At 56.5% G+C, this 18,914-nt stretch carries 13 protein-coding genes and 1 pseudogene; 6 read left to right on the forward strand and 8 right to left on the reverse strand.

Annotation, left to right across the window (positions count from 1 at the left end; genetic code table 11):
* Nucleotides 1-258 precede the first annotated feature (258 nt).
* Nucleotides 259-555, forward strand: coding sequence for a hypothetical protein (locus B9A24_RS06005; protein ID WP_084444278.1), 297 nt, complete (start codon nt 259-261; stop codon nt 553-555).
* A gap of 217 nt (nt 556-772) precedes the next feature.
* Entirely contained in the window at nt 773-1,579 is an 807-nt protein-coding gene (locus B9A24_RS06010; protein ID WP_084444279.1) for a TIGR03915 family putative DNA repair protein, read from the forward strand.
* 390 nt (nt 1,580-1,969) lie between these two features.
* Here the strand turns inward: B9A24_RS06010 and B9A24_RS22935 are convergent, their stop codons facing one another.
* Together B9A24_RS22935 and B9A24_RS22940 are read right to left on the reverse strand one after the other, a co-directional pair.
* On the reverse strand, nt 1,970-2,341 hold the full coding sequence (locus B9A24_RS22935) for a helix-turn-helix domain-containing protein (protein ID WP_262490580.1): 372 nt from the start codon (nt 2,339-2,341) through the stop codon (nt 1,970-1,972).
* Nucleotides 2,336-2,893 (reverse strand): annotated as a pseudogene (locus B9A24_RS22940) (AraC family transcriptional regulator); the annotation flags it as partial. The pseudogene B9A24_RS22940 and the gene B9A24_RS22935, both read right to left, overlap by 6 nt.
* 125 nt (nt 2,894-3,018) lie before the next feature.
* On the opposite strand from B9A24_RS22940, the gene B9A24_RS06025 reads away from it, so the two are divergent.
* The gene (locus B9A24_RS06025) at nt 3,019-4,545 is read left to right on the forward strand and encodes an aldehyde dehydrogenase family protein (RefSeq protein WP_084444281.1); all 1,527 of its coding nucleotides are present in this window, start codon (nt 3,019-3,021) and stop codon (nt 4,543-4,545) included.
* Between the two features lie 69 nt (nt 4,546-4,614).
* On the forward strand, nt 4,615-5,019 hold the full coding sequence (locus B9A24_RS06030) for a DUF779 domain-containing protein (RefSeq protein ID WP_084444282.1): 405 nt from the start codon (nt 4,615-4,617) through the stop codon (nt 5,017-5,019).
* Nucleotides 5,020-5,191: 172 nt separating this feature from the next.
* Here the strand turns inward: B9A24_RS06030 and B9A24_RS06035 are convergent, their stop codons facing one another.
* The 3 genes from B9A24_RS06035 to pbpC all read right to left on the reverse strand — a co-directional run bounded on the left by B9A24_RS06035 (nt 5,192) and on the right by pbpC (nt 8,988).
* Nucleotides 5,192-5,656, reverse strand: coding sequence for a YybH family protein (locus B9A24_RS06035; RefSeq protein WP_084444283.1), 465 nt, complete (start codon nt 5,654-5,656; stop codon nt 5,192-5,194).
* 87 nt (nt 5,657-5,743) lie between these two features.
* On the reverse strand, nt 5,744-6,292 hold the full coding sequence (locus B9A24_RS06040) for a YMGG-like glycine zipper-containing protein (RefSeq protein WP_084444284.1): 549 nt from the start codon (nt 6,290-6,292) through the stop codon (nt 5,744-5,746).
* A gap of 257 nt (nt 6,293-6,549) precedes the next feature.
* Nucleotides 6,550-8,988 carry a penicillin-binding protein 1C gene (pbpC, locus tag B9A24_RS06045; RefSeq protein WP_084444285.1) on the reverse strand — a complete coding sequence of 813 codons (2,439 nt, stop codon included), beginning with the start codon at nt 8,986-8,988 and terminating at the stop codon, nt 6,550-6,552.
* A gap of 851 nt (nt 8,989-9,839) precedes the next feature.
* On the opposite strand from pbpC, the gene B9A24_RS06050 reads away from it, so the two are divergent.
* The gene (locus B9A24_RS06050) at nt 9,840-12,572 is read left to right on the forward strand and encodes a S8 family peptidase (RefSeq protein ID WP_084444286.1); all 2,733 of its coding nucleotides are present in this window, start codon (nt 9,840-9,842) and stop codon (nt 12,570-12,572) included.
* A gap of 224 nt (nt 12,573-12,796) precedes the next feature.
* On the opposite strand, the gene B9A24_RS06055 is transcribed toward B9A24_RS06050, so the two are convergent.
* From B9A24_RS06055 to B9A24_RS06065, 3 genes are read right to left on the reverse strand one after another with little or no spacing between them, the layout of a single operon-like run.
* Nucleotides 12,797-13,429, reverse strand: coding sequence for an alpha-2-macroglobulin family protein (locus tag B9A24_RS06055; RefSeq protein WP_084444287.1), 633 nt, complete (start codon nt 13,427-13,429; stop codon nt 12,797-12,799).
* Nucleotides 13,430-13,483: 54 nt separating this feature from the next.
* Nucleotides 13,484-15,733: an alpha-2-macroglobulin family protein gene (locus B9A24_RS06060; protein WP_159451960.1), complete on the reverse strand. Its 2,250-nt coding sequence runs from the start codon at nt 15,731-15,733 to the stop codon at nt 13,484-13,486.
* A gap of 33 nt (nt 15,734-15,766) precedes the next feature.
* A complete protein-coding gene (locus B9A24_RS06065; protein WP_084444289.1) occupies nt 15,767-18,319 on the reverse strand; it encodes an MG2 domain-containing protein in 2,553 nt (850 codons plus the stop codon).
* 111 nt (nt 18,320-18,430) lie between these two features.
* On the opposite strand from B9A24_RS06065, the gene B9A24_RS21530 reads away from it, so the two are divergent.
* Nucleotides 18,431-18,914 (forward strand): hypothetical protein (locus B9A24_RS21530; RefSeq protein ID WP_200813872.1); only part of this gene is annotated, 484 nt, incomplete at its 3' end.

The following is an 18,914-nucleotide window of genomic DNA, read 5'->3' on the forward strand; positions in this document are numbered from 1 at the left end:
TAATCCCAACATGGCCCAGGAAAGCCTAGCCTGGTGCGAGGCAGGTCGGCTCACCTACTTTGACAAAGCGACGCACTGGGTGCAGCACGAAGAGGCAGGGACCGTAAACGAACTGCTAGTGCGGTTCTTCGGCCAGACACCTGAAGCGGGAGGGCAATAAAGTAGGGGAGAGTTGAGGGGAAGCGGATAAATTACTTAACCTCAGAGCGTCGGATGCAGTAAGAAAGGGTCCTATTCACTCTTAAACTCTGCCGCTTTATGAGCATTTCCCAATCTGCTGCCGCTACTCACTTAGGTGCTTCTCTCGACATCCTTAAGGGAGATATCGCTAATGGTAAAACCCCCGCTATTGGCAACATCAATGGCTGGAGCCAGTTCCTGAGAACGGGCGATGACCCGGCTTATGCAACAATCGCTGCCGATCTGCAAAGTCTGGAAGGAGTTATCAATACGGGCGACGCGGCCCAGATCAGCAGCCTGCTTCTGACTTTGGCCGAACACATCAATAGCGTAGTAGACGGTGCCACGCCCAACTTTATCGATCAGCTCCACTAGCTGGCTCAGGCTCTCAGCGACGCGGCTCGCCAGCTGCAACCCGTGCAAGGCTAATTACCTGAGTTGTCATTCCGAGCCCCGCGAGGAATCTGGATGTTCCCGCCAGGCAACCAAGCCAGATTCCTCGCGGGGCTCGGAATGGCAACTCAAATCTCCTTTTCACCCGCTACTTAGTTGAATCAGCTAACTGGCACTACGCCGCTTCCTCATTCGCCTCATGCACGATTATACCTACGACGGCTCTTTTGATGGCTTGCTAACGGTGTTGCTGGAAATGTATGAGCGAAAAACGCTCCCCAACAGCATTCAGTCGGCCGAAGTGGCGCAAGGAGGGCTTTTTACGGCCACGGTACCCATTGCCACCAACGAGGAAAAAGCCGCCCGCGTGTGGCAGGGCCTGCTGAAATACATGGATAAAGAGGCCCGTGCCCGCCTCTACCATGTGTTCCTATCGGAGCGGCCCGACCGCGAAATCATCATCTGTCGCTACGTGCGGCTGGCCGTGGAGGCGAAGGGCCGGGTGGATATTTCGGAAAACTATACCAATGACAGCGTGCGCCTCGTGGCCGACATCGACAAGCAACTATTCCGCGAAAAGCATCGCATGGAAGCCTTCGTGCGCTTCGAGAAAACGCAGGACGAGCTTTTTCACGCTACCATCGAGCCCGATTTTGATGTGCTGCCGCTCATCGCGCCCCACTTCACCAAGCGCTACGCCGACCAGCGCTGGCTGATATTTGACCGTCGCCGCGGCTACGGCCTCTACTACGATCTGCACCGCACCGACATTGTGCAGTTTGAGGAAAAAGCCCCCCAGCGCGCCACCGACGTATCGGCCACGGTGCTGGACGAGCGGGAGCCGCTGTTTCGCCTGCTCTGGCAAACGTATTTCGACCACGCCAACATTCCGGAGCGCCGCAACCTGAAGCTGCATCGGCGCCACATTCCGCTGCGTTACTGGCGATACTTAAGCGAAAAGCAACCCCGCGAAACTAGGTTTGAACCGATCAGAAACAAACGTTGAAGGCAGTATATAGCCGTTGACCATGTATGAGATTAATCAGCCTAGATATCCTTCTTGCAAGAAGCATTGGTGAAAAAATATAGATGACCCAAAACCAACAAGCCGCGGAGGCTATTACACAGGAAATAGTAGGCGATTTGCTTTATAATGGCCATACCGTTATAGCACAAGACTTACGTGACCTATTAGCAGTTGCCTTGCAAGGAAATCCTGCCGCCGTTACCAGAATACAGGCTATGGCCAATGTGCGGTGGCTAGGGGATTTATACATAGAATCTGTTCCGCTGCTGCAGTGGTACCAAAAACTGGAGCGTCTACGAAGACTGTGGAAACGACTATGTTAGAAAGCTGCCAGCTATTCTATGTATGGATATATAGCGTGTTATTCCCTTACCAACAACGCTTCTTATAAAGGCCCGGCGTGATGCCCTCGTACTTCTTGATAAGCGACTGGAAGTAATTCGTGTTGTTAAAGCCAGCCCGAAAGCACACGTCGGCCACGGTGGTGAGGGGGTTGCGCAACAGGCGTTTGGCTTCGGCCAGGCGCTCCTGAATAACATATTCTACCGGCGTTAGGCCAAACTCGCGCTTGAATAGGCGGAAGAACGTGGCCTTGCTCATGCAGGCCAGCTCGCTGAGCTTTTCCACGGTTATCTGCTCCGTAAGGTGGTGCTTGATGTACTGCACCACATGGGCAAAGCGGTGGGTGCTCAGGTGCTGGGCGTAGTTATGAAAGATGAGCTGACGGGCCTGGGTTTGCATCAGGCGAATAAGTAATTCCTGCAGAGTGAAAGAAGCTAATACGTCTTTGCTGGCGTGCGTTTCCTGCGAAAGATGAATGAGGCGCTCTAGCGTGCCGGTTAGCTCGGGCGTGTTGGTAAGGTGGGCATTATCAGCCATTGCCAGGCTCCAGGGGGCTTTTTCTTCGACCAAAGGCAGCCGCTCATTGAGTAAATCAACCGTTCGTCGAATGGTGTCGGCGGGAATGGCCAGGGCCAGACACTAAGTAGGGTTAGTGGCGCTGGCTTCAGGAAAATCAATTTCCATGAGCTGCTGCTCACCTACGATTACCGACTCGCCAGGCAGGTATTCAAAGGCTGGTCGGCCGGCCAGATGCATCACTTTCTTGCCCCGCAGCATAGTGGTCAGCACCAGATTGCCCATGCTCAGCGGCACTTTGCTGGCCGTCTGGCGCGTCTCGAAAATGTTCAGCTCAAAGGCATCCAGGGAATACACCGTGCGGTTTTCCACCAGCGCGTGGAGCTGATCGGGGTGGCGCAGCGCAACGGGCGTGGGCAGACAGGCTTGGGACATGACGGGCAGACTGAAGGGCAGAAAAACTTGCGACTATAGGCGGGAAGACTGAGAGAATACTACACACTTTTAAGCAATAACGAAAGCTAACTCGGGCTAAGTATTTCATCCATAACTCCCACCGCATGGAAACGTTAGAAAATTCCACCACTCTCATTGCTCGCCCCCAATTCAAATCCCACTACGACAACTTTATTGGCGGTAAGTGGGTGGCCCCGGTGAAAGGCCAGTACTTTGAGAACCCGTCACCCATTGACGGTAAGGCGTTTTGTAAAGTAGCCCGCTCCACCAAGGAAGACATTGAGCTGGCGTTGGATGCGGCCCACGAAGCGTTCAAAACCTGGGGGAAAGCCTCGCCCACCACGCGCAGCAACGTGTTGCTCAAGGTTGCCGACATCATGGAAGCGAATCTGGCGCACCTGGCGGCCGTAGAGACGGTGGAGAATGGCAAATCCATCCGCGAAACCATGGCTGCCGACCTGCCCCTGGCCATCGACCACTTCCGCTACTTCGCGGGCGTGATTCGGGCCGAAGAAGGCTCCGCCACGGAGCTGAATGAAACCACCCTTTCCCTCGTCATTCAGGAGCCGCTCGGCGTGGTGGGCCAGATTATTCCCTGGAACTTCCCGCTGCTGATGGCCACCTGGAAAATTGCTCCTGCGCTGGCCGCCGGCTGCTGCGTGGTCGTAAAGCCCGCCGAGCAGACCCCCGCTTCCATTATGGTGCTCATGGAGTTGATTCAGGACGTAGTGCCCGCTGGGGTGCTGAACGTCGTGAACGGCTTCGGACTGGAAGCCGGCAAGCCACTAGCCAGCAATAAGCGCGTGCAAAAAGTGGCCTTCACGGGCGAAACCACTACGGGTCGCCTCATCCTGCAATACGCCGCCGAGAATATTATTCCCGTCATGATGGAGCTAGGGGGCAAATCGCCGAACATCTTCTGCAAATCGGTGATGGACCACGACGATGACTTCCTCGATAAGTGCCTGGAAGGCGCAGCCATGTTTGCCTTGAACCAAGGCGAGATCTGCACCTGCCCGTCGCGCCTGCTTATCCACGAGGACATTTACGACGAGTTTATGCCCCGCCTGATTGAGCGCGTGAAAGCCATCAAGCTCGGCCACCCGCTCGACCCCGACACCATGATGGGCGCCCAAGCCTCGAACGATCAGTATGAGAAAATTCTGAGCTACCTCGAAATCGGCAAGGCCGAAGGAGCCGAGGTGCTGGTGGGCGGCGAAGCCTACACCCAGGAGCACGACGAGCTGACCGAGGGCTATTACATCCAGCCCACCATCTTCCGGGGCCACAATAAGATGCGCATCTTCCAGGAGGAAATCTTCGGCCCGGTGCTGTCGGTAACCACCTTCAAGGATAACGACGAAGCCATTGAGCTGGCTAATGACACGCTCTACGGCCTCGGTGCCGGCCTCTGGAGCCGCGACGCCCACGAACTGTACAAAATGCCCCGCGCCATTCAGGCCGGCCGCGTGTGGGTCAACTGCTACCACGATTACCCCGCTGGTGCCCCTTTCGGTGGCTATAAGGCATCAGGTTTTGGCCGCGAAAACCACAAGATGATGCTTGCACACTACCGCCAGACCAAGAATATGCTCATCTCCTACAGCCAGCAGAAGCTGGGCTTCTTTTAAGCATTGAGGGAGGTGGTACTACGACTTTTTCCGTCGTAGTACCGCTATCGTTCATTCACCCATTTACTGATGTCCACCCTCCGCGTCCTTGTTACTCCGGCTGCCGAAGCCACCATTGATTTACTCCGTGATGAGCACGGCCCGCTGATGTTCCACCAAAGTGGCGGCTGTTGCGATGGTTCCTCGCCCATGTGCTTCGCGGCGGGCGAATTTCGGGTGGGTGGCAGCGACGTATGGCTGGGTACTATTCACGGCTGCGACTTCTTTATGAGCGCCAGCCAGTTTGAATACTGGCAGCACACGCAGCTCACGGTTGATGTCACGAAGGGGCGCGGGGCCAGCTTCTCGCTCGAAATTCCGCTGGGCGTGCGCTTTCTGATACGCTCCCGGCTTTTTACGGAAGAAGAATCGAAGCACATGGAGCCAGTGCTGGACGGGGAAGAGTACCTGGCCCGCACGGCGGAGAGAGAATAGATAAATGCATATCTGTTAAAAAAAGCCCCCCAGAACTTGTCTGGGGGGCTTTTTTCTGTAGGGCGTAGAGATACATATTTGTGTCTCGTCGTTGAAATCATTGTTTACCTACACGTTGCCGGGTTGATCGTTCAACGTGAGACACAAGTATGTGTCTCCATCCCTATCCCACTTACTTCACTCGCACGGGCAGGCCTTCCAGCTGGGCATAGCTCAGTTTCCAGCTGCCTTTTGGATTCTTCTTCCATAGCAAAATGAAGTTGCCTTCGCCCTCGCCCATGGGAGTGCCCGGAGCTGATGGCTCCACGTCCACCGAATAAGTGCCCGCCTCATAAGCTGTTTGGGCATCAGCACCCGAGCTTACGACGTTCGTGCGCAGGTTGGAAATGGTGCCCATCGTTTCGCGCACCCAGCGGTTAGCAACTTCTGACTTGCCCTGAAAATGGGCCTCGCCTTGCAGGAAATGCACATCATCGGCAAACAGCGTATCCAGCTGAATGGCATTTTTGCTGTTCCAAGCACTGATGAATTGCTGATTAAGAGTTTGCGCGGTTACATCGCCGGCTTTCTCGTCGGTTTTGGTGCAAGACGCCGTCAGAAGCGCCGTAGCGGATAAAATCCAAAGCAAGGATTTCATAAAATGGGGGATTAGAGTGAGGAGTGTAAAGAAAATCGCCGGCCCCGGCACAAGGCTGGAATCGGCGAAAGTAGGAAAATTCCGGAGTTACCAGCTCTTTCTACGCACTTCCGAAGAAGGATAAGGCGTATTACGGTCGCCATACGAATCGTTGGGTAGATAAGCAGCGTTGGAAGCCATTGGCGCGCCGTCGGTTCCTACCAGCATCATGGGAGCAGTAGCCGCGAAGCCATTGGCCATCATAGGATATTGCTGTTGCTGGGTTTTAGCTACGGTGGCCTTCTTTTCAGCAGTCTCTACGCGACGGGCCAGGGCGGTGTGCTCGGCGCGGCTGGCCGCGGCACGATTAGCAGCGGCGCGGTTGGCAGCGGCTACGCGGGCAGCTTCCTTGCGCCTGTTGTCGGTGCGCTTACCGATGGCATAGCCTACACCGGCACCGGCCACCCCGCCTACTACGCCGCCCACCGGGCGGTTGCGCTTGTTAATAATGGCCCCAGCGGCCGCGCCGCCCACGCCACCAATTACGGCACCTTTAGCCTGCGGACTCCAGGGCTTTCTCTCCTGCGCCTGGGCGGAGCTGCCAAACGTCAGAGTGAGCAGCAGAATCAGAGTGGTGATATAACTGAGCTTTTTCATGACCTAAGTTTTTTGGTTGGGAAATGTTATACAAATTCTTAGCAGGTAAATACAAGCTCCGTGCCACAACAGCTCAACTGTTGATGAAGTACTTAACGAAGTAGAGTGCAAAAAGGGTTATAAAATTTAAAATAAAAGCAAGATAAAGTGGTTAATTAGATCCGTTTCAAGTAGAAACCTGCTATTAGCCTCTGGGTAGAAAAAGCTGTTTTAATAAAAGAGAAACGAAGAAAACAGTCAGCGGGAATCAAGGCGTTCTACAACTCCATCACCGTGATCTGAATATCTGTATTGCGGCCGTGATCATCGGCGCAGGATATTTTCATCTGGCCCGCCCGTGGACGAAAAAAAACGCGCTCAGTAGCCCGCGCGGCGCGCAAAAACCTATCATTCACGTACCAGTACACTTGCCGGACTTCACTATCAGTAGTGCAGCTGAGCAACAACTGTTGGCCCTCGCCCCGGTTGAGCACATAGTCGGTGCCCGCCAGCGGGGAAACGATGCTGGGGGCCATTTCGGGGCCGCCGCGCACGAGCTGGCAAGCCGGATTGTGGGGCGGTAGCCGCCGGTACGGCAAACCCTGGGCTTCGCGGAAAGCAGCCACGCCGGGGGGCAAATTCGGGTATAGCTCGCGCCGAAAACCGGCCGCCGGCGCACAGGTCCGGCAATACACCGTGGCGCCATCGGCGGCTAGTAACACCTCGCGCTGGTGCTGGCAGCGCTGCGCCGACGAGATGCCCGGCAGGAAATAGTCAATAAGTTGATTGGGGCAATGCTCACCCGGTGGTCGGCCACTCTCGGCGCATACCAACCGGAAATCCAGGCTGCCGGGGGGCAAAAACCAGTTGTTAGGCGAGTTGTAGGCTAGCGCATTAAACAAGTCGAACAGCAGGGGAGTGGCCACCTCCGAGCCGGTAAGCGTCGGCGCGCCGTGCCCGCTGAAGTTGCCCACCCACACCCCAATAGTATACTCCCGGTTATACCCGATGCTCCAGGCATCGCGGCGACCGTAGCTGGTCCCAGTTTTCCAGGCGATTTTGGGTAGTCGGCGGCTGGTTTCGTAGCCGACGGGCAAGTCCGGGCGCGTGAGCTGGGCGAGAATATCGGTGGTGAGAAAGGCGGCCGATTCCGAGAATAGGGAAATTTGCCCCCCAACGGTGACCTCACCCCCTAGCCCCCTCTCCAAGGGGAGAGGAGGAACTAGCCTAGCTTTTTTCTCTAGGTTATTAGTTTTTAAAGCTAGTTCCCCCACCCCACCGGGGAGGGGGCTAGGGGGTGGGGTTGTCATTGCGCGGGGCAAAGTCGTCCACTTCAGCCCTGCATACTGGCCGCCATTCGCCAGCGCCACGTACAGGTTCGTCAGTTCCTCCAGTGTCGCCCCGCAGCCGCCCAGAATCGTGCTCAGACCCAGATGCGGCGCATCGCGGGCTACGCGCCGAAAGCCGGCTTGGCTGAGCTTGTCGGTGAAGGTGGGAACGCCCAGCTCGGCCAGCACACTTACGGCCGGAATGTTGAGCGAATAAGCCAAGGCTCGTTCTACCGTCACTTCCCCGTGGCAGCGCTTGTCGAAGTTTTCGGGGCGGTAGCCGTGGAAGTTGGTCGGTACATCGGGCAAAAGCTGCTTGGGCGTGAGCAGGCCACGGTCGAGGGCCAAGGCGTAGAGTAAGGGCTTGAGCGTACTGCCCGGCGAGCGAACAGCCTGCACTCCATCATTTTGTCCCTGATTAGCGGCGTCGCCGAAGTCGGCGGAACCCACGTAAGCCTCCACGGCGCGGGTATGGTTGTTCACCACCAGCACGGCCGTGTTCGTAATGCCCAGGGCGTGCAAGCGACGCACATAATTGCGCGTTAGGTCTTCGGCTTTGGTTTGCTTGCCGCGCTGCAACGTGGAGTGAATAACAGCCTGACCTGGAAACCGCTGCACCAACCGTCGCGCTAAGTGCGGAGCTAGGGCAGGTGCCGCGTGGCGCCGCACGTCCAGTGGCTCCAGCAAAGCGTCGGCTATATCCTGCTTAGGAAATAGATTTTGCCCCCCAAAGCGCCGCAGCCACCGATTTCGTTCTGCCAGAATAGCCGCGTTATGCTTGCCCAACACTAAACCCGTAGGCCAGTTCGGAATAATAGCCAGGGTGACGGTTTGAGCCAGTGACAGATAATCAGGCGGCTGCTGAAAGTAAAGCAGTGCTGCCGATTTCACGCCCTCCACGTTGCCACCGTAGGGTATCAGGTTCAGGTACAGCTGCAGGATTTCATCTTTATTGTAATGCGCCTCCAGCTGCAGGGCGCGCAGCATTTCCAACAGCTTATTCGCTACCGTGCGCTCTTTGGGCTCAAGCAGACGCGCCACCTGCATGGTAATAGTGCTGGCGCCCGTTGTGCGGCCTTCTTTAAAAACATTTCGCGTTGCGGCCTTAGCAATTGCCAGCGGATTGATGCCGAAGTGATAGTAGAAGTAGCGGTCTTCCTTCTCGATAATAGCAGCGCGCAAAACGGGCGTTATTTCACATAGCTCGGTTTTTATTCGCCACTTCTGCGTCGGGTTCAGGTAGGCGTGTAGCACCGAGCCATCGGCGGCCAGCACGATGGGCGAGTATTGCGGAGCTGGCGGTAAAGGGAATGCCCGATCAAGGCCTAGCAGCACTGGCAACCCGATGAGTAGAGGCCCAAAAAGCTGCAGTACAGTTCGCCGAGTCATAGTTAAAGATACCGTGGACTAGCTCCCCTACCAAGCAGTTAAGGCAGTATAGAACGCATTTTCTCTTTATGCTTTACAGCTAAAGACTTAACAATGGATTGAGCACTGAACCTCCAAAAACAGAAGCCATTTAAACAGGAAGTTAGCTGCAAGCATGTATGTCCAAGGCATAGATGATAAATATAGAAATCTATATGTCACAAATAACTCTGATTTTTCCTGGAATACGCTTAGATTTTAGCAACTCCTTGAATCCAAGCAGAGGCCCAGGCTCGTAGCAGCTTTCTGCGAAAACTTGCAGTAAAGCAGCCAGGGTGATTTTTGCCGAATTAAGTGTGGGGTCTTATCACTGGCAAATAAAAGACATTTGCCATCCTTTATGTCACAAAAGCAGGTTTGAATTCCTTTTTGCAGGTGCACAAGAGGATTAATATTGTATCGACAATAAGAGGTCTACAATGCTTTTGCAGTCTATATTATTCTTAATTGGTTGATTTTTAGCTGTTTGAACAAGTTAAATCAAATAATTGACCATGAATTGATTAATGGCAACACCTCAAGATAACTGTTGATATTTTAATTGGAAGCCGCCATACGAGGATTTTTATTAAAGGTTTCAAAAAAATAAAATAATTAAATAAAATAGTATAGAATTTTTGAAAAATAATTTTCATACGAGTAAAACTGCCGATAAAACTTTATACGTATATACTACGGATTGAATAATAATCGGTACAAGAAGCGATTTTTCACCTCGAGTACGCAGAGCATTTTAGTAAATTCTTTACTTGCTAAGCCACCTACTTAGCGTCTTTTTTCACCAACCCCACTCCTTATTTTCATACCACTACATGAAAGGCAAATTCTTAGTAACCCTTCTTCTGCTAGGCGTGAAGGTTAGCGCTTCCTTCGGGCAGGCAACCGTTGATCCGGCCTTGAAAGCAGCTTTTGCAGAAAGCCCAGTGGCCCAAGTGGTCGTCACCTTCAACGGCAATGGCGCCCCGCAGCCCGCGCAGCTGAGCATCCTACAGCAGCTCGGCATTACCAAAGGCATTACCTTCCGGGCAGTGCCGGTGGCTGGGGTATTGGCCACGGCTGCACAGGTAGAGGCCCTCGCGCAGAACCCCCAGGTAAGGTCGCTTTACAGCAACGTAGAGCTTGAGTACTACAACTTCGACGATACCAACCTGACGGGTGTAAAGCGCCTGCGCACTGATAAGGAAACAACCGCACGCAACAACGGTACGCCCGTTTCCGGTCGCGGCATCGGCGTTTTGATCAACGACAGCGGCGTCGATGGCACCCACGACGACATCAAATTTGGTCCCCACCTGGTGCAGAACACCTTGGGTTCTACCAACCTGAACTCGGTAGATGGTATGCTACCCGTAACGTACGTGGAGGGCGTGCCGAATACGGACACTAACTCCGGCCACGGCACGCACTGCGCGGGCACCGTGGGCGGCAACGGCGCGAAGTCGGGGGGCAAATATGAAGGGGTAGCACCTGGTGCTTCATTGCTGGGCTACGGCTCGGGTGCAGCGCTGCTGGTGCTTGATGCTATCGGCGGGTTTGACTATGCGCTTACTCATCAGGCCCAGTACAACATCCGGGTTATCAGTAATTCGTTTGGTAGCAGTGGCGCTTTCAATGTAAACCATCCGATTAACGTGGTTACCAAGAAGTGCTACGACCGGGGTATGGTGGTCGTTTTCGCGGCTGGCAACTCGGGTCCGGGCGCTGATACGCACAACCCTTATGCCATTGCTCCATGGACAATCTCGGTAGGTGCCGGCGACCGTAACGGCCTGCTGGCTGGCTTTTCTTCGCGTGGCGTAAAGGGTGAGCAGGGTACTTTCATGGTAGACGGCGAAACCTGGACCTTTAAGAATGAGCCAGTTATCGTAGCCCCTGGCGTTGATGTGGTCTCAACCCGCGCCATCGCGCCCGTTGCTGCTCTCGGCACTCCTACCGACGTGGCCGTACTGACTCCTGGCCAGGTTCCTTTCTATACGCATAGCAGTGGTACTTCCATGGCTACGCCCCACGTTGCGGGCATCGTAGCGCTTATCCTGGAAGCCAAGCCGTCGTTGTCGCCGGCCCAGGTGAAGGAGATTTTGCAGCGGACCGCCACCAACATGCCCGGCCGTGAGTCGTGGGAAGTAGGTGCCGGCTACGTTAACGCTTTTGCCGCCGTGGATCAGGCCTTCCGCTCGCCTGCCTTCGGCTCGACGGTAAATGCTACCCGCCGCTTCAACAGCAGCGTGAACGCTCAGACCACCAACATTCCGTTCACGATCAACTTCAACCCGGTTATCACCACCGGCAACAAGGTTACGTTCCCCGTAAGCCCCGGCACCAACAGCATAGAAGTGAAGATCTCGTCACCCGGTATCCTGGGCGAAACCGGCAACCTGACCAACTTGGTGCTGCTCGATCCTAACGGCGTGCGCCGTAGCTCTGGTACGCCTGTTACCTTCACACTCACCACCGATCGGAGCGTAGCCGTTTCCTCCCCCATCCCAGGTACCTGGACGGTACAGGTAGAAGGCGTGCGCGGCGTGGCCGCTCCCGAAACCGTGAAGGGTAAAATCGTGCTGCTGAGCCCCAGCGGTACTACCAACCTGACCGACATCGTAGGTCACCCGGCGGAAGGTGCCATCAAGATGGCCGTTACCAGCCGCCTCGTGGACGGCCTGACCACTGGCTTTCAGCCCGATGCGAATCTGACCCGCATTCAACTGGCCGATTACCTGCTCATGGGCCAGGGCATCCGCCAGTTCCTGCCCGTCACGGGCGCGCGTACTTTCTCTGATGTTTCCACGGCCAACGACATTCTGCTGACGGAAGCCGTAGCCGCCAAGGGCGCAGCCCAGCGCGACCGGTTTCATCAGTTCAACGGGGTAATGCGGCCTGCCGCGACGGGTACTTTCTCCCCTGCCGGCACCGTTAGCCGGGCCGACCTGGCGTATTCCCTGGTGCAGGGCCTGGGCTTCCAGCAATTCGCCCTGGAGCGCAACGGTAAGCCCGTTACGGTATCTGTAAATGGTCAAAGCATTCCGGTGGATGACGCTTCAAAAATTCCGGCTGGTTTGGAAGGTTACGTGAGCGTGGCCCTGGAGCTGAACCTGATCAATGCTTTCTATACCGTAAAGCAGGGCCCCTATGATTTGCAGCCCACGATTCAGGCTACCTTCAAGCCCGCCCAAACCGTTACCCGTGCTGATTTCGCGGTCATCGCTACCCGTACTTTCCCGCAGTATAACGCCCTGACCCAGCCAACCGCCGCTGCTTCTACCAGCGCCGCCACTGTCAGCAAGGATGCCGCCACCCGCGAAACGGTAGCGTATCCAAACCCTTTCTCCGGTACGACTACCATCAATTACTACATGGTTAATGAAGGTCCAGTGAGCGTGGAAGTGTACAACACCCTGGGTCGCAAAGTGCAGACCCTAGTATCGGGCACGGAAGCGGCCGGCAGCCACCAGGTGAAGTTTGAGGCTGGCAACTTGTCGCGCGGAACGTACTTGTATAAAATAAAAACCAGCGAAGGAGTATCTACGAAGCGGTTGGTGCTTCAGTAAGATCTGCACGAGTAACACCAATAAAAAAGCCCCACGCACTCTGCTGGGGCTTTTTTTGGTACTGTAATCCGTTGCATCCAGCTATAAAATTCGTTGATTCTGATGATGAAAGAGGATGTAGAGACGCAATATTTTGCGTCTCGTCGTTGGGATGCGGTGTTTAATTGTTTGCAAAAATTCCTGCGTACGGGCCGTTCAACGACGAGACGCAAAATATTGCGCCTCTACCGCACCCGCACCATACCCGACCCATTATAGCTGTGATACTCCGCGTTATACATCGCGTCGGCGCTTACGGGGCCTAGGCGGAAGGTGCCTTTCGATACGGCGCGGGCTACGTAGTAGAACGACTTGGGCTCGGCGGTGGCGGTGGTGAACAGGTTGATGCGGTCGTCGCGGAGGTCGAGGTAGTCGGGTTGTGCAGCGTCGGTGGCCCAGGTGATGTCGCGGATGGCGCCGATGCGTGGGTTCTCGATTTCCAGGCCGGCGGGCAGCAGGTCGGTGATGGCCACGTTGGGAATGTCGCCGGCCGCGTCGGGAGCTTGCAGGGTAATTTTGACGACTACCAGATCATTCTGGCGGAAGGTGTTGCCGATAGGCTGGCCGGCGCGGTTCAGGTACTGGCGGCGCACGCGCAGGTAGGAGTCTTCCTCCCGGATTTGCCCCCCAGCGCTGATTCCTTCCATTTCCCAGAAGTAAAAGAGGCTGCCGGTGCCGCTGGTGCGCAGGGTAAGCGCACGGTTGGCCACGTTGTTTACCGTGAGGTCTTTCCCTGAGAATTCGCCTAGTTTCTTGCCTTCGGCTAGCAGCGTAGCCGTGGCGGTGCCTTTGGCGTTCTGGCGGGCCAGTTTGCCCAATGCCAACAGCGCAAAAGCCCGCTCCTGGGTGTTGAGCCACTGGGCCTGCTTTACCTAGCGGCTGAGCTGGCGGGCCTGGGGGACAATTTGGGGGTTGTTGGGGTCGGCGGCGAGCAGGGCGTTGAGGGTGAGGGCCTGGTCGCGCAAGGGCGAGGAGAAGCTGCCGTCGAACTGGCGGCGGGCGGCGGTTTCGGTGCCGAGGCGGGTAGGCAGCACGGCCTGGAAGCTGTGCTGGTCGCCGTTCAGGGCGTAGGTGGCGGCCAATAGCACGCGCGAATCCTGGGAGAGAAGCTGGCGGTTGGCTTTGTAGTAGTTCAGGGCCACGGCATCCTGGCGGCCGGCCACGGCCAGCACGTAAAGCGAGTAGGCAATTTCCTTTTTGGCGATGGTGCGGAGGTGAATCGCGTTCTGGGCGTCGAGGTAGTTGTAAGGCTCAGTTTCGCGCTTACGGAGGCGGAATTGCAGGTAAGCCAGGGTTTTGTCGAGCACGGTTTTGTTTACTTGAAAGCCGGCTTGCTGGGCTTCGAGCAGGAAATGAACGGCGTAGGCGGTGGCCCACCAGTTGTCGTAGTCGCCGCCGGGCCAGTAGCTGAGCGAGCCGTTGTAGAGCTGCTGGGCCTCTATTTTGCGGATGGCTTCTTGGACGTGATAGTTCGGATTGTAGCCCGCGGCTTTGGCTGGCTGGCCTTTCTGCTGGCTGAGCGTGGCGGCCAGGTCGCCGTAATAAAGCTGGGGAAACGCCGCCGACACGATTTGCTCCAGGCAGCCGTAGGGGTATTGCAGCAGGTAGCGCAGGTCCTTGGCAAACTCCGTCATGGGTGAGCGGCTAACTACCAACTGGCTCCGCAGGGAAGCCGGCAGGAAGTCGGTTTGCAGATTCAGACTCTGCATTTGCCCCCCAGCTACTACCCCGGAGCCCGTACGCTTCTGCAGCGGCGACGCGGGACGGACGGGGAGTTCGATAGTTTCGCCAAAAATGGTACTGCCATCCACTTTCTTATTTAATGAGAAAGCAACTTCTATTTTGGCATTACCAAGTTTCTCGGCTACTAAATGAAATACTTCTCTGCGTTCTGCATTAGGTGGCAGTGATACTGTAGGTGCTGGAGAGTCGAAGTTTAACGGAATGACCTTCGCCGTTTCATTTCCTCTTTCTAATCGATAAAGCATTACACCACTGATTGTCTCCTTTGTCGTATTCGTCAGTGTCACTGGCACGTCAATCGTGTCGCCGGGGCTTAAGAAACGGGGGAGGCTGGTGCTAATGACCACCGGGTCGGCGACGCGCATGGTGTGCTCGGCGGCCCCGAACGCTTCGCCTTTGTAGGCCACGGCCATCACGCGCAGGGCGCCCGAAAACTGCGGCACGCGTACCCGGTAGCGCACTTTGCCCTGGGCGTCGGCGCGGAGAATGCCGCTCCATTTGGCTACCAGCTGCACCCGGCGCGAGGGCACGGGCGTGGTACGGCGGCCGAGGTCGTAGCCGTCGCCGCCGGTGCTGGAATTGCCCCCCAACTCGGGCAGCAGGAACGGGTACACGTCGTAGGCCTGCACTTCCAAGGCGCGCTTCTGATAGAAGTAGCCGTAGGGGTCGGGCGTGCGATAGTCCTTCATCTGCAAAATGCCCTCATCCACCACGGCCAGAGTGACGGCGGCGCGGGGCGCGGTGCTCACCTCAATGGTCTGCCAGGTTTGCGAACGGCTCTGCTGGGGGGCTTTTATGGCGACGGGCAGCTTGGTGCCGGGCTTTTCCACAGCCAAGGGCACGAAGCCCCGCGCCACCGTGAGTGGCAGCCGGTTGTCGGTGATGGCGCGAATGGCCGTGGCCGTCACGTACACGTTGGGCACATGGCCGGCGCTAATCGGAATGCGCACCCGCGCCGATTTCTGGTCGGTGTTGACGTAGAAATGATTCAGCACCCGGTCCCGCTCCACGGTGATGAGCACGCGGCCGGGGAAGGGCGTTTTGAGCAGCAAGCTGGCCGTTTCGCCGGGTTGGTATTTGGCTTTATCGGCCTCAATCGTGACTTCGCCCTCGTTGTTTACCTCAAAGGAATTGCTCTGGGTGTCGCCAAAACCGTAGGCGTAAAAGCGGCTGGCTACGTAGGTAGCGGCCCCCGGCCGGGCCACGCGCACCTCGTACTCGCCGGAGTAAGTAGGGGTGAAGCTGAAGGCCGTTGCTACGCCCGAATTGCCCCCTACGGTGCGTTTTTGGGTGCTTATTACTTCTTCCCGCTTCTGCGAGTTATAGATATACCGGCCTCCCTGGCGCTCAATCACCGTTTCCCAGAGCAGGCGCACCACGCGCACTTCGGCGGCGGCGCTCGTCGGCTGGCCCTAGGGCGTGAGGGCCACCAGTTGGGTCGTCACGGCTTGGCGGGTGCTCACCAGCTCGGGCAGATTCTGGATACCGAACAGCACCGACTGGGTTTGCACTTCAAAGGTCGCCAAGCGGTTCACCGGCCTGCCCGACTCGTCGAATACGGTGGTGAAGGCCGCGCCTTCTAGGGTGCCCAGGTCGGTGTAGTCGGGCACTTCGTAGGTGGCGGTACCGCGGCCGGCGGCATCGGTGGTGCCTTCGCGGGTAGTTTTCTCGAAGCGGTCGGAGATGGGCGTGGCTTCCTGGTAGCCCGCGCCGGAGCGCCGCCGCCGCTCACCGCTGCTGATCTGGAAGGTGTAGTTGGGGAAATTCTTCGGTTTAAAGGGTTTTTCCTTAAGCGAAAATTCCACCTCAAATTTACGGTCGGCGGGCGGACCGAACAGGTTGAGGGCCGTAATCTGGGCCTGCACGGGCTGGCCGGGCGTGGCCACGGTGGGCGTAGCCTGCACGGTCACTTTCAGACGGTCGGGAATGAATTCTTCTACGCTGATCTGGCGCGAAGCCAGCAGCACGTCGTTGCCGGTGAGCACCTCCAGGGTGTAGAGGCCGGTCATGATGGCGGGGGGCAAAATGAAGCGCGACTCAAACGCCCCATCGGCCGACAGCTTCTGGCGCAGACTCGCGTACTCCTTGCCCGTGGGCAGCAGCAGGCGCAGCTTCACCGGCAGATTCGCGGGCGGCGCCTGCCAGGTTTCGGTGCGTACAATAGTGTTGGTGCGCACCGTGTCGCCGGGGCGATAGAGGTCCCGGTCGCCGTAGAGGAAGGCTTGGTAGCGGGCGGCGTTGCTTTGCAGTCCGCCCACGTCGAAGCGCGAGGTTTCGACCCGGCTTTGGGGTAAATTCAGAAAGGTGAAATCGGCGTCTTTTTGGGCCGTGATCAGGCTCAGCCGAAACCGTGAAGTGGCCGCCGTGCTGTCAAACACCGCCACCCCGTCGCCGTTGGTGGTGCCCGTGCTGATTACCTGGTTATTGCTGCTCACAAAGCGCACCGAAACGCCCCCCAGCGGCTCCGCCGACCGGATAGAATTGGCAAAAACCAGTGTGCGCCCCTTCAGTCCCTGCTTCACAATTAGCCCGATATCCGACACGGCCACCAGCTTGCTCACTTGCAGCCACTGCCGCTCCGTATCCTGCACCCGCACCACATACAGCCCCTTCAGCGGCCCCGAAAACTCCAGGTCCTTGAGACTCAGATTCAGCAGCCGCAAACCGCCCTGCTTGGGCAGGCCGGCTACCGTATAAGTGCGCTCGGTGAGCACATTGCCCAGCGTTTCGGTGTCGTAATAGTTGTAGGAACGGTCTTCGTATTCGCCTTCTTCGCCCTCGCCGCCACCTTCGTAGTCATCTTCCCCGCCGCCGTAGCCGTACTGCCGGCCGCTGCGCAACAAATGCTGAATATTATTGGCGTACACCTTGGCAATGCTCACCTTCACTTTTTCTACTTCCGACACCCGCAAACCCAGGTTGCGGGCCCCCAGCGCATTGAGGTACATGGCCTTATCGCCGTGGGCAAATGCCAGACTAGGCCGCTCATCCACAAAGGAAACCGACTGCGAAAACGCCTCTTCCAGCTGTCCGCCCAGCGCCCCCCGAATACCGGTACCAAGCCCGAGCTGGTAGGTTTTATCAACGTCAAAGTTGCCTTTCAATTTAAACCCGCTTTCCAGCGCCTCCACCGAATAGCTGGCCGCGGGCTGCACCGTCAGCAGGCGCTCCACCTCGCTCGCCACCACCGGCTGACTGGTCAGCACCGTAATGACCGGCTCGCCCTCCACCAGCACGCCCACGGCTTCGCGTACCAGCAGGGTTTCCTGACTGGGCACGGCGGCCTGGGCCGTGAGTGGTTTTTGGGTGGACTGGTCGCCGCCCACGGCCCGCAGGCCCGGCGCTATTTCCAGCTGTAGCGGACTGCCCGGCCGCACGCTCTGGGTCAGGGTCACGCCCACGGTGCTGTCGGGTTGGGTGGCGGTAATCTCAAACGCCACCGGCTGCCCCTCCTGGCTCACCCGCAGCAGAGGCTTCACCTCGCCCGGCTGCACCAGGTAGTTGAAGCGCAGGGTAGCGCGCATTTCCGCCGTGCCCGCCGCCCGCCGACTCTGCCCCCAATACGCCTGCGCCTCCCGCAGTTCCAGGTAGGGCGTATGAAACCGCGTCCGGTCCAGGGCTGGGGGGCTTTTTTGCTGACTGGGGGGCAAATACTGGGGTTGCAGCGTGGCCGTAAACGCCGTAGTCGGCCGAAACGGCTCCAGAGGCGAAAACGTCAGCTCCCGCTCGCCGGTCCACTTAAACTTGCCCCGCACCGCCGGCTCGAAGCGCACGTACTGGGTCGTGTCCCAGCGGTTGAGCTGGTCTTCCGCCGCCACCGCCGCATCCAGCTGAAACACCAGGTTTTGGTAGGGGCTAACCTCCTCGCCGTCAGCTGTATCGTTGTCGGTGCTGGGCTTGGAGCAAGCGCACAGCAACGCCAGCAGCACCAGCAGCGGCAGGCGAGAAAAGGGGAGGGGCAACATGGCTAGGGAGGAGCTTGAAAGGACGCGGGAAGGTATAGAAAAAGAGCGTTCTTGGCTAAGCTGCTACGTTAAAGATTAATAGTATATTTGTTAAGGGTAAAGCAATCTTATATGGCTGACTATAAATCACTTCTGAGTAAATTGAGTGAGTGGCTTCGTATTATAAATACGGCAATCGTTGGCATAACTGTTTTTGAAGCAATATTGGTTGTAATTATTGGTGTAGCCTCTAATAATATAAACAGCACTGTTTTTCAATGGATATTAGGTCTTAGTGTTCTTATATACCTTTTTATATTATCAGTTAGAACTTTTTACGTTACAAAATTTCCGGGCTCTATAGTTGAAGAATTAAGTGCGAAAAAAGAACTAGAAGAGCTTAAGGATACTTCTTCTAGGCAAATAGCTTTTAACAGGTATATAGCTGATTCAATTAATCTCCTGAATAGTCAGACCTGTGCTTTGGAAGTTGGTGAAACAAATAATCACTTGTGTGAATCAGGAATGAAATCAGGTTTGGAGAAGCTGCTAAAACCTGTTATTTCACACACTGGATTCATTATAGACTCTACTGAATCTGATTTTACGGTCGGTT

It is taken from the genome of Hymenobacter roseosalivarius DSM 11622, assembly GCF_900176135.1.
Taxonomy (GTDB): domain Bacteria; phylum Bacteroidota; class Bacteroidia; order Cytophagales; family Hymenobacteraceae; genus Hymenobacter; species Hymenobacter roseosalivarius.